This window comes from Methanoculleus chikugoensis (genome assembly GCF_019669965.1).
GTDB classification, from domain to species: domain Archaea; phylum Halobacteriota; class Methanomicrobia; order Methanomicrobiales; family Methanoculleaceae; genus Methanoculleus; species Methanoculleus chikugoensis.
In genome coordinates, this window is record NZ_AP019781.1 from 77,811 (window position 1) to 91,834 (window position 14,024).

Annotated in this window: 13 protein-coding genes; 8 read left to right on the top strand and 5 right to left on the bottom strand. The window is 63.4% G+C overall.

The genetic code is table 11. The features are described 5' to 3' along the window. Positions 1–174, top strand: a complete 174-nt coding sequence (locus tag MchiMG62_RS00370) for a hypothetical protein (protein ID WP_221057405.1) — start codon at positions 1–3, stop codon at positions 172–174. A gap of 13 nt (positions 175–187) precedes the next feature. Here MchiMG62_RS00370 and MchiMG62_RS00375 read toward each other — a convergent pair whose 3' ends face one another. The 4 genes from MchiMG62_RS00375 to MchiMG62_RS00390 form a co-directional block, all read right to left on the bottom strand. Further along, positions 188–2,074 carry a sensor histidine kinase gene (locus MchiMG62_RS00375; protein ID WP_221057406.1) on the bottom strand — a complete coding sequence of 629 codons (1,887 nt, stop codon included), beginning with the start codon at positions 2,072–2,074 and terminating at the stop codon, positions 188–190. Further along, positions 2,071–3,960 carry a sensor histidine kinase gene (locus tag MchiMG62_RS00380; RefSeq protein ID WP_221057407.1) on the bottom strand — a complete coding sequence of 630 codons (1,890 nt, stop codon included), beginning with the start codon at positions 3,958–3,960 and terminating at the stop codon, positions 2,071–2,073. The genes MchiMG62_RS00375 and MchiMG62_RS00380 overlap by 4 nt, the downstream gene beginning before the upstream one ends. 310 nt (positions 3,961–4,270) lie before the next feature. Beyond that, complete coding sequence (gene thsA, locus MchiMG62_RS00385; protein WP_221057408.1) at positions 4,271–5,926, bottom strand: thermosome subunit alpha; 1,656 nt, start codon at positions 5,924–5,926, stop codon at positions 4,271–4,273. Positions 5,927–5,983: 57 nt separating this feature from the next. Continuing rightward, complete coding sequence (locus MchiMG62_RS00390; RefSeq protein WP_221057409.1) at positions 5,984–6,898, bottom strand: transcriptional regulator; 915 nt, start codon at positions 6,896–6,898, stop codon at positions 5,984–5,986. 47 nt (positions 6,899–6,945) lie between these two features. On the opposite strand from MchiMG62_RS00390, the gene MchiMG62_RS00395 reads away from it, so the two are divergent. From MchiMG62_RS00395 to MchiMG62_RS00415, 5 genes are all read left to right on the top strand, one after another. Further along, positions 6,946–8,229, top strand: a complete 1,284-nt coding sequence (locus MchiMG62_RS00395) for a tRNA(Ile)(2)-agmatinylcytidine synthase (RefSeq protein ID WP_221057410.1) — start codon at positions 6,946–6,948, stop codon at positions 8,227–8,229. Between the two features lie 478 nt (positions 8,230–8,707). Then, positions 8,708–9,643: a deoxyhypusine synthase gene (locus tag MchiMG62_RS00400; protein WP_221057411.1), complete on the top strand. Its 936-nt coding sequence runs from the start codon at positions 8,708–8,710 to the stop codon at positions 9,641–9,643. Further along, positions 9,640–10,275, top strand: a complete 636-nt coding sequence (gene pyrF / locus MchiMG62_RS00405) for an orotidine-5'-phosphate decarboxylase (protein WP_221057412.1) — start codon at positions 9,640–9,642, stop codon at positions 10,273–10,275. Before MchiMG62_RS00400 ends, pyrF begins: the two co-directional genes overlap by 4 nt. Before the next feature lie 117 nt (positions 10,276–10,392). Continuing rightward, a complete protein-coding gene (nrdD, locus tag MchiMG62_RS00410) occupies positions 10,393–10,755 on the top strand; it encodes an anaerobic ribonucleoside-triphosphate reductase (protein WP_054847883.1) in 363 nt (120 codons plus the stop codon). Further along, positions 10,752–11,636, top strand: coding sequence for an adenosylcobinamide amidohydrolase (locus tag MchiMG62_RS00415; RefSeq protein WP_221057413.1), 885 nt, complete (start codon positions 10,752–10,754; stop codon positions 11,634–11,636). The genes nrdD and MchiMG62_RS00415 overlap by 4 nt, the downstream gene beginning before the upstream one ends. Positions 11,637–11,638: 2 nt before the next feature. Here MchiMG62_RS00415 and MchiMG62_RS00420 read toward each other — a convergent pair whose 3' ends face one another. Beyond that, positions 11,639–11,833 carry a DUF1858 domain-containing protein gene (locus tag MchiMG62_RS00420; RefSeq protein ID WP_074369239.1) on the bottom strand — a complete coding sequence of 65 codons (195 nt, stop codon included), beginning with the start codon at positions 11,831–11,833 and terminating at the stop codon, positions 11,639–11,641. Positions 11,834–12,118: 285 nt separating this feature from the next. Between MchiMG62_RS00420 and MchiMG62_RS00425 the strand changes: the two genes are divergently transcribed. Beyond that, positions 12,119–13,345: a nucleotide-binding protein gene (locus MchiMG62_RS00425; protein ID WP_221057414.1), complete on the top strand. Its 1,227-nt coding sequence runs from the start codon at positions 12,119–12,121 to the stop codon at positions 13,343–13,345. Beyond that, entirely contained in the window at positions 13,342–13,908 is a 567-nt protein-coding gene (locus tag MchiMG62_RS00430) for an RPA family protein (RefSeq protein ID WP_221057415.1), read from the top strand. Before MchiMG62_RS00425 ends, MchiMG62_RS00430 begins: the two co-directional genes overlap by 4 nt. The last annotated feature ends 116 nt before the right edge of the window (positions 13,909–14,024 follow it).

Genomic DNA, 14,024 nt, shown 5'->3' on the forward strand with positions numbered 1-14,024 from the left:
GTGGTCGACGAGGGGACGTGTGTCGGCCGGCCGAACCAGCTGCGCCGGATCGTCTTCACCTCCGACTACAGGATATTCGTCTCAGTACTGTACCAGTGGATGCACCCCCATCTAAACCTTCGCAGGCGGGGAGATCCCGTCTCGATTGAAGGGAACGACAGGGAGACGGAATGAAGTCAGGCGATCGCTACTCTTCCGGCGCCTTTCTGAGTGAAAAGCAGACGGTTGTTCCCTCCTCCGGCCGCCCCTCCACCCGGTCGGCCGCCCGGATCTTCCCGCCGTAGTGTTCGATGAGCATCCGGCAGATGTAGAGGCCGAGACCCAGGCCGCTCATTGCGCTGTCCCCGCCGCCGAAACGGGTGAAGAGACGTTGCTTCTTCTCGTCGGGGATGCCCGGCCCGGTGTCCTCGATCGAGACCAGCACCACCTCCCCGCGGTCTTCGACCATGACGGTGATCCCGACCGACGGATCGCCGAACTTCACCGCGTTGCCGATGAGGTTCGCGAAGACCTCGGAGAGGAGGTCGTCGGCGAGGACCGCAATCGGGCGCCCCTCATACCGGATCCGGGCCGCAGGGTGGTTCGCTATCTCCGTGCGGATCACCCGGTCGAGATCCACCCGCTTCAGCGCGCTCCCGCTCTCCAGGGCCTCCCGGTGGGTGGCGACGGACCCGATGATCGCGGAACTCCGTTCGAGCCGGGAGAGCATCTTCTCGGCCATCTCCCGCCGTTCTCCCTCGAGCACGTCGGCGAGGAACCGGGTATACCCGATGGCGATGGTGTTCGCGTTGTTGATATCGTGGATCATGATATCCAGGAAGAGGGTTGCCGCACGGTTCGACGCATCGAGGGCGGCCGTCCGCTCCCGGACCCGCTCCTCAAGCCGGGTGCTGTAATCCCGTGCCGTCTCCTCCGAAGCGCGGAGGCGCCGGATGTTCTCTTTGAGCGAATCGACCATGGCACCGATGCTCTCTTCAAGGCGGGTGAACTCCGTTCCCGCGGATACCCGGATCCGATGATCGAGATCCTCCCGGGCAATGGTGTTGATGTCGTCGACGAGCTCCCGTACCGGGCGGGTTACCTGCCGCGAGACCGGGACCGCGATGCAGCAGGCGGCGAGACCTGCGAAGAGCCCGAGGAAAACGTGGGTGAGGCGGATCCCCGCGAGCCGGGCATCGAGAGGGGCGGTGGTGTAGGTCAACTCGACGACCCGGCTCGTGTCCGAGGGGGATCCGGCGGCGGAGAGGTCGACGAAGAGATACCGGACGATCCGCCCTGCTCCGGGATCCGCTATTGTCCGGTCCCGTTTCTCCTCATAGACCTCCCGGGCAACGATATCGACGGCGGCGGGATCGACCGGGATCTCCGAATCGGTCGCGTTGACGAGCCTGCCGTAACAGTCGAAGATCCGGATCTCTTCGAGCGCGGGGTTCAACCGCATCAGGTCGTCCTGGAGCGCCTGGTATTTCGGTTCAAACCGGTTCATCCCGGCGGGACTGCAGACGAGTCCGAGCTCGAAGAGGTAACGGTGATCCGGAGAGGGCATGTAGGCGTACTTCCGCAACCGCCCGCTCGCCGGCTCCGCCACGACCCGGTCGGCCGTGAACGTGTCGCCGAGCCGGATCTCGGTTATCCGGTCGTAGAAGTAAGGAATGGACTTGAAATCAAGACCGGCATCGGGCGGATAGGTCGTATACTCGATGACGCCGGATCCGTTGATGATATAGACGTCCACCTCATCCCCGAGCTGCGCTTTAACACGGGCAAGATCCATCTCTCCCGGATCCCCTCCCGCCCGCCTGTATTCAGCCAGAACCGGGACGAATGCCTCCTCCATCTGCCCATCAAGCGTGCAGTCGAAGAGGTTCAGACCCGCGTCCACCAGGCATACCGACTGGATGACGCCCCGCTCCGTCTGCTCCCGGAGCCGATCCTCCTCGGCGATCAGGCTCTCCGCGACCTGCCGGTAGTCCAAGGCCGAGATCAGCCCGATCACCGGGAGCGTGATCAGGATCATGACGAGCATCAGGTGCGTGCCGAACCGGCGCGGGCTCCTCCCCCCGGCCGCCGTCATGAACTGCCCTCCTCTCCGGTCTTCCGGAGGGTAAACCGGATGGCCGCCCCCTCTTCCGGGCGGCCCTCCACCCGGTCGGCCGCCCGGATCTTCCCGCCGTAGCGTTCGGTGAGCATCCGGCAGATGTAAAGCCCGAGCCCCGTCCCCGCCGTGCTGTGGGTTCCCCGGACCAGCCGTTCGAAGAGCCGCGCCTTTACCGCGTCCGGGATGCCCGGTCCGGTATCCTCGACCGAGACCAGAACCTCCTCCCCGCGCTCCTCGACCCGGACGGCGATCTCGACCGACGGCCCGCCGTGCTTCACCGCGTTGCCGATGAGGTTCGCGAAGATCTCGGAGAGGAGGTCGTCGGCGAGGACGGCGGCCGTGGTACCGGCATAGGTTATCGGGGCGGGAGAGTGCTCGATCTCGACTCTGATAACGGCATCGAGATCGATCGGGCGAAGAGACGGCACGCCTCCCTGGACCTTCTGGATGGTGTTGACGTTGTGGACGATCTCGATGCTCTTCGTAAGCCCCTTCCTCGCCTTCCCGAGCAGCTCGGCCTCGGGCTCTCCCTCGAGTTCGGCCTGGAGCAGGTCGGCATAGAGGTTTGCGACGTTGTTCGCGTTGTTGATGTCGTGCCCCATGATGTCCAGATAGAGGGTCGCCGCACGGTTCGACGCCTCAAGGGCGGCCGTCCGTTCCCGAACCTGCTCTTCGAGGAGACGGCTGTGCCGGACGACCTCCTCCTCCGATTCCCGGATCATCTGGATGGTCCCCTTCAGGGATCCGACCACACGCCGTACGCTCTCTGCGAGATGCATGAACTCCTCGTCCCCGCTCACCCGTATGGGACGCTCCAGATCGCCGCGGGCGACGGCATCGACATCCTCGACGAGGCTGCGTATCGGCCGCGTCAGGTGGTGCGCGGCGAGGGCTGAGAGAGAGCCGATACAGAAGAGCGCAATGAGCAGGACGTCAGCATGCCGGTTGAAGATTCCGGCGAGTTCGGCCTCCCCCCTCTGCGTGGTATAGGTCAGTTCGACGACCAGGCTCATGTTCGATGCGTAATCGGTGTCCGCCATATCGACGAAGACGTAGCGTGTCAGTTCGCCTGCAGTGGCGTTCTCCGCCTCGATCACGGCCTTCTCCCGGTAAGCCCTGCGGACCATCTCCAGCCGCCGGTCGTCGTCGGGATGCGCCTCGCCGACGACCACCTTCCCCAGGCAGTCGAAGATCCGGATCTCGACAACGTCCGGGTTTTTGTCCACAAGGTCCCAGACGGCCTCCCGATACTTCAGCGCCGTGTGGTACTGCTGAAACTCGGATCCCGTAAGACCGAGTTCGAAGAGGTAGCGGTGATCCGGAGAAGGCATGTAGGCGTACTTCCGGAGTTCCCCTGACGCGATCCCGTAGACGGCCCTGTCGGCAGCAAACGGATCCCCGAGACGGATCTCCGTTACCCGGTCGTAGAAGTCGGGGATTTGCCTGAAATCAAGTCCAAGATCCGGGGGATAGGACGTGTACTCGATGACGCCGGATTCGTTGATGATATAGACGTCCATCCCGTCCCCGAGTACTTCCCTGAGCCGGTCGAGATCCATCTCTCCCGGATCCCTTCCCGCCCGCTCGTACTCGGCCAGAACCGGGACAAATGCCTCCTCCATCTCGTGGTCCAGCGTCTTATCAAAGAGTTTCAGCCCGGCATTCACCAGGTTCACCGCGAGGACGGTGGCGGACTCGGTCTGGTTCCGGGACGCTTCGGCATTCGCCTCCAGTTCCTGCCGGATCGCCACCGAGTCGACGACGGAGAGCAGGCAGACGACAGGAACCGTCGCGAGGAGAATAGCAAGCAGAAGGTAGGCCATGAGCGGAAGTGACGGCCGGACGGGACTCTTCGACTTCATTACATACGCACTCCGCTCCTCATGCGATACCTGCGGGGCAGGATCACTCTCTTACGGAGGGGTATATCTGTAACTATATATCATGAACGATTTTGACACAGAACGAGAAATTTAAACAGATCATTTCGTCATGCGGCACCGGAGGGGAACTATAGTATGTTCTTCCTGCAAGCCTTTGCCGGGAGATACCGCGTGACGGTCGGCCGAACGACCGCGAGTACAACTCCCGACGGTGGGAACCCGATGCGAAAAAAGAGAATACGGAGCCGGATTGCGGCCCCGGATCGTATCGTGAGACGGTACGGTGATCTTACATCGGGGGCATGCCCATGCCGCCACCCATGCCGCCGCCCATGGCAGCCATCTCCTCAGGAGAGGGGCCGGCGGACTTGGATGAGGCGATGACGTCGTCGATCCGGAGGATCATGACGGCGGCTTCGGCAGCGCTTGCGATGGCCTGGGTCTTCACCCGGAGGGGCTCAACGACACCGCCCTTGAGCATATCGCCGGAGGCGGCGTTGAAGACGTCAAGTCCCATGTACTTCCCGCTCGCACCACCCTTCTCGTGGGATGCGCGGAGGGCGACGAGCATGTCGATCGGGTCGAGACCCGCGTTCTCGGCAAGGGTCCTCGGGATGATCTCGAGGGCGTTTGCAAACGCTTCGATAGCGAGCTGGGCGCGTCCGCCGACGGTTGCGGCGTATTCGCGGAGCCGGAGCGAGAGCTCGATCTCGGGCGCACCGCCGCCGGCGACGAACTTCCTGTCCTCAACGGCAACGCTGACGACCCGGAGAGCGTCCTCGATGGCGCGGTCGAGTTCAGCGACGACGTGTTCGGTGCCGCCGCGGATGATGATCGAGACGGCCTTCGGGTTCTCGCACCCGGTGACGAAGATCATCTCTTCGCCGGAGACCTTCTTCTCCTCGACGCTGCCCGCCTTGCCGAGTTCTTCGGGGGCGATGGCGTCGATGGAGCTGACGATAGCCGCACCGGTAGCGCGGGCGAGCTTCTCCATGTCGCTCTTCTTGACACGGCGGACGGCGAAGATGCCGGCTTTTGCGAGGTAGTGCTGGGCGATGTCGTCGATGCCCTTCTGGCAGAAGAGGACGTTTGCGCCGCTCGCAACGACCTTGTCGACGATGCCCTTGATCATCCGCTCCTCTTCATCGAGGAACATCTGGAGCTGGTCGGGGCTCGTGATGCTGATCTCGGCGTCGACCTCGGTCTTCTTGAACTCGACGGCGGCGTTCAGGAGCAGGATCTTCGCGTCCTTGACAGCGCGGGGCATGGCGGGGTGCACACGCTCCTTGTCGATGATCATGCCCTCGACGATCTCGGAGTCCTCAATGGACCCGCCGACCTTCTTCTCGACCTTCACAAACTCGGTGTCGACGGTGCCGTCGGCATCGGCGACCATCGTGATTGCCTTGACGACGAGCTCGGTGAGTTTCTCCTTTGCGGCCTCGGCGCCCTTGCCGGTCATGGCGGTGTCGGCAATCTTTTTGAGCATCGGCATGTCGTCGGGCTTGACGTCGATTGCAATCTCGTCGAGGATGCCCTGCGCCTTATCGGCAGCCATCCGGTATCCGTGAGCGATGACCGTGGGATGCACGTCCTGGTCGAGGAGGTCCTCGGCACGCTTCAGGAGCTCGCCTGCGATCACCACGGCGGTCGTGGTGCCGTCGCCGACCTCGTCGTCCTGGGTCTTGGCGATCTCGACCATCATCTTCGCGGCGGGGTGCTCGATATCCATCTCTTTTAAGATGGTCACACCGTCGTTCGTGATGACGACGTCGCCGATGGTATCGACGAGCATCTTGTCCATGCCCTTGGGTCCGAGCGTTGTCCGTACGGCGCTTGCCACGGCCTTTGCGGCTGCGATGTTGCCCGACTGTGCGTCACGACCGCGGGTGCGCTGGCTACCCTCTTTCAGAATCAGGATTGGTTGTCCTCCAAGACTTGACATAGGTATCACCGTTGTTAAGCGATAGAAAGGTAGGTTTGTGGTTCTATATAAACTTATTCACTCGTTTATCATATCTATGAGTTCCGAGCCGTCTTCGAGGGTGTGGAGATGCTCTTCTCCGATAAGAAGCGTTTTGCCGATCTTTTTCTGCTTTTTGTAATCCGTGACGACGCACATTGCAAACGTCTTCGTGATCTGCGAGATGTTGCCGATCAGGGAAGCGCGCTTCACGACCTTCTGGGACGTGCCGTACGCCGTCAGGATCGTGTGCCGGTCAAAGAGCGCCAGCGCCTGGAACGGGGCCTGCCGCATCGCGTGGATCTCCATTCCCATGCGTTCGAGGTCGGCCAGAACGTCGCCGGGCGTGGACCCGGCAGGCTTCTCAGGCTCGGGGGTGCGGTAACCAAGGAGCTCGATCGTCTCGACGAGCGGGGCGTTGAAGAGTTCCTCGAGCCTGATGGCGACGTCGAGCGTGGTGCCCATTCCGCTCTCGTACTTGCTGATCGTCCGGCGGGAGACCCCGAGATGCGACGCGAGGTCCCCGAGCGACATCCGGGAGCGCTCCCGCACCTCACGGAGAAGGTCGCCTTTGATCTTCACGTAGAGGCCGCCGGGGGAGGCGTAGACCATCGGCGAGAGGCCTTCCACGAAGTAGTCGTAGAGCGTCTCGGGGCTGAGGGCGAAGAGCCCGTAGCGGATGTAGACGACGCCGCGTTCGAGATCCGTATCGCGTGCCCGCTCCCCGACGATGAGAGGGGTGGCCTCCAGGTGCCGGGCGATCAGGTTGAGATCCCAGGCGATGTCGGCGCTCACGCTGTCGATGTGCGAGGCGACTTTGATGATGACGAGGTTGTCGCCTCTCTTCGCGATAAGGTCGAAACTCCGCGGACGGATGTTGCACCGCTCCGAGACATCGAAGTTTGCAAGGAGCATGATGCTGATGACCATCTGGGGGAGGCGATCCTGCGACATAACCCGTGAGAATCGATATAGTCGGAGAAGATATAAACTAGAGGGTTATGTGGATCGGGATCGACGATACGGACTCGCCTGCCGGGATGTGTACCACCTACCTCGGCGCGGTGCTGGTGCAACGGCTCGCGCGGAAGGGGCTGCGCATCGTCGGCACCCGCCTGGTCAGGCTGAACCCGAACGTCATCCACAAGACCCGGGGGAATGCGGCAATCGCCATCGAGGCGGGCGGCGATCCGGAGACGGCCTTCGCACTCGCCACCGCGTGCGTCGAAGAACTCGCGGAGTTCGACGACGAAAAGACCAACCCCGGCGTGGTGGTGGCGAGCATCCGCCCGCCGCCGGAGTTCTACTACGCGGCGCTCCGGGACTACTGCACCGTGGACGAGGCGGTCGCGGTGCTCGAAGCGGCAGGGGCGCTATACCGGGGCTACAAGAACCGGCGCGGGCTCATCGGCGCAACGGCAGCAATAGCAAGCGATTTTCTCGACCTGACCTACGAACTCCTCGCCTACCGGAAGCGTCCGGCATGGGGAACGCCCCGGCAGGTGGATGCGGCGAGCCTCTTTCGCGCCGAGGAGGAGACCTACCCCCATACCTGGGACACGGTCGACCGGGAGAACGGCGTGGTGGTCGGGGTGCCCCATACCCCCGACCCCGTCCTCTTCGGCATCCGGGGGGAGAGCCCGGCATGGGTGAGGGAGGCGCGTGCATATGTGCGCTCGGAAGAGCCCGCCTGTGAGCAGGTCTACGCCACCAACCAGGGAACCGACGCTCACCTGATCCCGGGCTCGATCGCAACGCTCCGGGAGGGGCGGTCATATCTGGTGCGGGGCACGGTCGCAGAGGCCGCGGCCACCGGGCCCGGCGGCCACGTCTCGTTTCTCCTCGAGGACTGCGGCGTCGACCTCCGCTGTATGGCCTACGAGCCGACCAAGGGGTTCCGGGACGTCGTGAGAGCGCTCGTCCCGGGCGACGTAGTGGCCGCGGCCGGGAGTTACAAAGGCGGGAGCCTCAACCTCGAGAAACTCGGGATCGCCCGCCTCGCCGACGCGGCCCGGATCCGCCCGCCGATCTGCCCGGCCTGCGGGAAGCGGATGACGAGCGCCGGAACCGGCAAGGGCTACAAGTGCAGGGTCTGCGGCGAGCGCAGCCGCAAGCCCGAGACCGAGCGAATCGAGCGGCAGATCGAGCCCGGGTGGTACGAGGTGCCCCCCACTGCCCGCCGGCACCTCGCGCGGCCGCTGGTTCGCGGCGTCCCGGTGTGGGAAGAGAACGTGCTTCAATCCGGCCGGGAGTGCGATCCATCGTCCATCGCGTCAATCGAATGAAGTTTACAAAAAAATATTTATAACCTTTGTGAGTTAACTTGATCTCTGGTGATCCCGTGCCGACTATCTGCGGCGAAAGTATGCCTGCCCGGACCGGTCCGCCCGCATCGGTGCCACCCCTGACGGGCGGGGTTCTGCGGCAGGCCATACGAGTTCGCGGCCGAGTATGCACGGAACGAAAACGAAGGCGACCCTCTGGACACCTTTCCGTTTCCGGCCCGAAAGTCCGCTCTCTCGAGAGATGGTCCGGGCATACCGGACCCCGACACGGTGGGACGAGTGGGATCATCCCGTGTCGAATAACCAGTCATCCCCTGTCTGGCAGCGGGGACCCGGCCACCGGGCCCCCGCAACATTGCTATTTTTAGCAGAACTTACGTTTCAGCCGACGGGCACTTCCCGGCGGCCCCGGGAAAAGACGATCCATTATCATGCATGAATGCCAATAACCTCGTACAGAAGCTGGTGTAACAGTATCATGACCTTCAAGTACGGGGAAGCGGTTCAGCAGGCACGGGTGCACCCCGGGATGACGGTCGGCGAACTCGTCGACGAACTCGGGAAAGCCGGAGCCTACAACGGGGGATCGCTGTGGCAGGCGGTCAACATCTACGAACGGATGCTCCGCGACGAGAAAGCACTGAAGTTCTTCGGCCTCTCGGGCGCCATGGTGCCCGGCGGCATGGGAGGCATCGTCGCCGACCTTATCGAGAGAGGACACATCGACGTGCTCGTCTCGACGGGGGCGAACCTCACCCACGACGTCATCGAGGCGATCGGGTGCCACCACTACCACGGGACTTGCCAGGTCTCCGATACCGAACTCTGTGAGGAGGGTGTCAACCGGATCTACGACATCTTCCTCCCGAACGAGGCGTTCATCCGGTTCGAGGAGTTCCTGCAGGACGTCTACTCCTCCATCCCGGAAGGCTCGACGGTCTCGATCTCCGATCTCCTTGGCCGGATCGGGGAGAAGCTCGATACCGGGATCCTCTCCGAGGCGGCAAAGGCCGGGGTGCCGATCTACTGCCCGGCCATCCAGGACTCGATGATCGGGCTGCAGTACTGGCTCTTTTCCCAGACACACAAGGTCACGGTCAGCGCGTTTGCCGATATGCCCGGGCTGCTCGACCGGTGCTTCGAGGCCGAGCGGGCCGGCACCATCCTCGTCGGCGGCGGCGTCCCGAAGAACTACATCCTGCAGAGCAAACTGATGACCGAGAGCGGGTTCGACTACGCGGTGCAGCTCACCGGCGACCGGCCGGACCTCGGCGGCCTCTCGGGGGCGACGCTCGACGAGGCCCGGTCGTGGGGCAAACTCACCGGGGAGGCCACCGCCGCGACGGTCTACGGTGATGCGACGATCAACCTGCCGCTCCTCGTCGCGGCAACCCTGGAAAGGCTGGAACGATGACCGAACTCATCCTCTCCCTCGACGTCCTCGACCGGAAACGGGCGGTGAGCATCGCGGAGTCGTGTGCGCCCTATATCGACGCGATCAAGGTCGGCTACCCGCTCGTCCTCTCGGCCGGCCTCTCCATCGTCGAAGATCTCGCCGACCTCGCCCTCCCGCTCATCGCCGACTTCAAGGTCGCGGACATCCCGAACACCAACCGTCTCATCTGCGAAGCGGTCTTTGCCGCCGGCTTCGACGCCGTGATCGCCCACGGGTTCGTGGGAGCCGATGCCGCAAGAACCTGCGTCGAGGTGGCGCACCGGCACAGCGGGGCGGCCTACATCGTCGCCGAGATGAGCCATCCCGGGGCGACCGAGTTCTTCCACGGCGGCGTGGCCGAACACCTCGCGGAACTCGCCGTCTCCTGCCGGGCCGACGGCATCATTGCTCCGGCAACCCGCCCGGACCGGATATCCCGGCTCCGGGAGATCGTCGGCAGCAAGGCGATCTACTCGCCGGGCGTGGGGGCGCAGGGCGGCGACCTCGACACGGTGGCCCGGCTGGTCGACGGGGTCATCGTGGGAAGGAGCATCTACGAGGCGGAGAACCCGGGCGCCGAAGCCGAACGCTTCTCCCGCATCCGCCGGTGATGAGTTCTCCGTTCTGATCCCCGTCAGGGGAGATGACGAACCCTATGAGTGATCTGAGGCGGATGCGGCCTATCCCGCATCTAAAGGGATATATATTCTCCCGCAGATACTGGTATCATGAACTGGAGTCCCGAACAACGTAAACTGGCAGAGAAATACCAGAGCCTCGATGAAATCCCCGCGGGAGAGCGGCGGTACAAGTGCCACACCTGCCACTTCGTCGTGGACGAGAACCCCTGCCCTCACTGCGGCGAGACGTCGCTTGAGATCATGTGTCCGCTCGACCACTGCGACTGCCACCACTCCATCGTCGAGAGCATCGAGTACTGCCCGCTCTGCGGCAAGGCAATCTGTCCCGAGTGCGGGAGCCACGACGTCGTCCAGATCAGCAGGGTCACCGGTTACCTCCAGGACGTTGCGGGATGGAACGCGGGCAAGCAGCAGGAACTGAAAGACCGGGTCCATTACTCCGTCGTATGAGATATTTCGTCAGGGAAGACACTCTTTTTCTTCGCGGCCGATTCAGAGCAGTGAGCACCGGGGTTCGCGGTGGTATCGCCGACGTCACGACGGTCCTGAACCACACGGTGCCGCACGACTTCGAGGACGAACCGGGGCGTCACCTCGACCTTCTCACCGCCCGGCACGGCGTCTTCCGGGACTACTTCGGGCTCCTGACCGCTGTAGAGATGCATCACCTCTGCGTGCTCCAGTACGACTTCGTCACGGTCTTCATCACCGCCGGGGTGACCAACCCGACGGCGCCCCCCACCGCCCCGCACACCATCAACATCATTGTCTACAGCAGGGAGGGGATGGTTGATTCGGCGCTCCTCGAGACGATCGTCACCGCGACGGGAGCGAAGGCCCAGGCGCTCCACGATCTCGGCTACGACTTCCCCGGAACCACGACGGATGCGGTCGTCGTCGCCTGCGAGCGCGACGCTCCCCAGGCAAACACCTACGCCGGAACCCTGACCGAGGTCGGCAGCAGGGTTCACGCGGCGGTTCTCCGCGGACTCCCGGAGGCCCTCGCGCGGCAGCAGGGCAGGGTCCGGCGGAGCGAACCGTCGTTCTTCATCTACAGCCGTTACGGCGGGGATCACTGGGTGGAGTGGCAGAAGGAGAACTGCCCCTACTACCCCTGCCACTTTCCGGGACAGCGGTGCGACTACTGTTACTGCCCCTGCTACCCCTGTGCGGACGAGGAACTCGGCGAATGGGTCGATAGTTCGAACGGCGGCAGGGTCTGGGGGTGTGCCGGCTGTACGCTCCTGCACGTCCCCGTGATTGCGGATTACCTGAAAAGAAATCCGGAGGCCGCTCTCGCCGAACTCAAGCGTCTCCGGGAAAAATTATAGGTTTACGCCTCGGCGACGCCGAGAGCGGAGAGCATCTCTTCGAGGGGGATGCCGTGCGCCTGGGCGGCTTCCCGGATCGTCTCGTTGTTTGCGATGGCGCAGCCAAGGCAACCCATGCCGAACCGGAAGAGTACCTGTGCCGATTCGGGCTTCTCCCGAAGGAGTTCCGCGATTGTACTGTTCGCAGTCAATGCCATGCAGCTGATGTTGTCCTTGCCCCTATTTATACGTTCAAGTGTCCGGCTCGGTCTCCTGCGACCTGCCCACAGGTGCCGACAACCCCACAGCGCCCGCAAACCCCGTCTTCCCGAACGGCAAGGGGGAAGGACGGTATCCGGATACGAGGGGTATTGCTGTGAACGCCCCCTTTCCCGGAACGGCTGCACCAGGAGACGTCCTGGTGCGTGTTTCCCGGTTACTTTCACATCGCGGGCCGAGTCTTAATACCCTCAAGAGGTGAAGTACAGACCGGAGATGTAAGTATGAACCTATCAGAGGTAACAGAGAGAATCTCCCGGAAACTTGAAGCAAAAGGCGCACAGCCCGATCGGCAGAAGATCGAATCACGCCTCCGCCGTCTCGTCGAGGAGTTCGGCGTCAACGTCGACGAGGCCGAACGAACGGTGACGGGCGATCTCGCCCGCGAGTACAACGTCACCGGTATCGGAAGCTCCTCCACCGAGCTCCGCCCGATACACGAGATCGTCCCCGGCGAGTGGGTCACGATCGAGGGGAAGATCGTTGCCCTGACCCCGCCCGTCTCACCCTCGATCGCACAGACCGGGATCATCGCCGACTCGAGCGGCGCCATCCGTTTTGTGACCTGGGCCCGGGCGAACGCCCCCGCGATGGAGTATGGCCACTGGTACCGGCTCGAGTCCGCGGTCGTCGACGAGTACAAGGGTGCGCCGAACCTGAAGATCCACTCGGGCACCACGATCTCCCGGGTGGAGGAAGATACCCCGCTCCTCCCCTCGATCACGCCGATCGCCGAGCTGAAGCCCGGTGTCGGGAGCGTGCGGGCCAAGGTCGTCCAGGACTGGGACACCTCGCACGACCGGATGCTCCAGACGGGGCTCCTCGGCGACGAGACCGGCACCATCAAGTTCGTCATCTGGAAGGGAGACGACAAGGATAAACTCGATCTCGATGCCGTCTACAACGTCTTTTACGCCACCGTCGACGAGTACAACGGCAGGCTCTCCCTCGCCCTGAACACCGCGATGTACATCGCCGACGAGGGCGATATCGAGGTCGGGCGAACCGAGACCGAGATCCGGGGAGCTCTCGTCCACATCGCCCCGGGCTCGGGCCTGATCAAGCGCTGCCCGGTCGAGGGCTGCAACCGGACGCTCTCCCGGCAGAACTACTGCCCGGTGCACGAGATCCAGCCCGAGTTCCGCTACGACCTCCGCTTAAAAGCGGTCCTGGACGACGGTATCCGCGCTAAAAATGTCCTGATGCAGCGCGAGGTCGTCGAGGCCCTCACCGGAATCACCCTTGAAGAGGCCGTTTCTATCGCCGAGACGAACCCGCTCGGCATGGACGAGATCTTCTACCGGATCAGGAACACGGTGCTCGGGCGCTACTATACCTGCAGCGGGAGCGAGTTCGGCGGCAGGCTGCTCGTCAACTCCTGCACCCCGATCGTGTTTGAGCCCGCGGAACTGGCTGCACTCCTGAACCGCGCCGGGGGTGAGCCTGCATGAAGCCCCAGAGCACGTTCGAGCGCGAACCTGCACGGAGGGTCTTCGCATCCGAACTCCGCGAGACCCGCTACCAGTTCAAGGACGGCGACGACGAGAAGAGCCCGACCTACGTCATCCTCCCGAGCGGGATCCGGAGCAACCGGATCTTCATCGTCGGGACGCTCACGGAGAAGCAGCGGCAGGGCGACCAGAACATCTTCTACCGGGGAAGAGTGGTCGACCCGACGGGCACCTTCTTCATCATGGCGGGCTCCTACCAGCCCGAGGCGATGCAACAGCTTGCCCGGATCGAGCCGCCCGCGTTCGTTGCCGTCGTCGGGAAACCGAACCTCTACACGACTCCGGAAGGGAACTGCCTGGTCTCGGTCCGCGTGGAGTCGATTGCGGTCGTGGACCGCGAGACCCGCGACCTCTGGGTGCTCGATACCGCCCGCGAGACCCTGGACCGGCTCGACGCGTTCGGGACCACCGACGACTCGAAGAAGGCCCAGGAGGAGTACGGGACGCAGCCCGACCTCTACCGTAAGATCGTCTACGACGCTCTCTCCCAGGTGCAGTTGTAGAGACTCTACCTCCGAAAACTCTTTTTTTGCGGAACCGCCGCATTTCTCCCGGTAGCAACCTTCACGGTGCGATACCGGTGCAATATCGTCCCCGGTTGTATTACCGCAGGGATCCA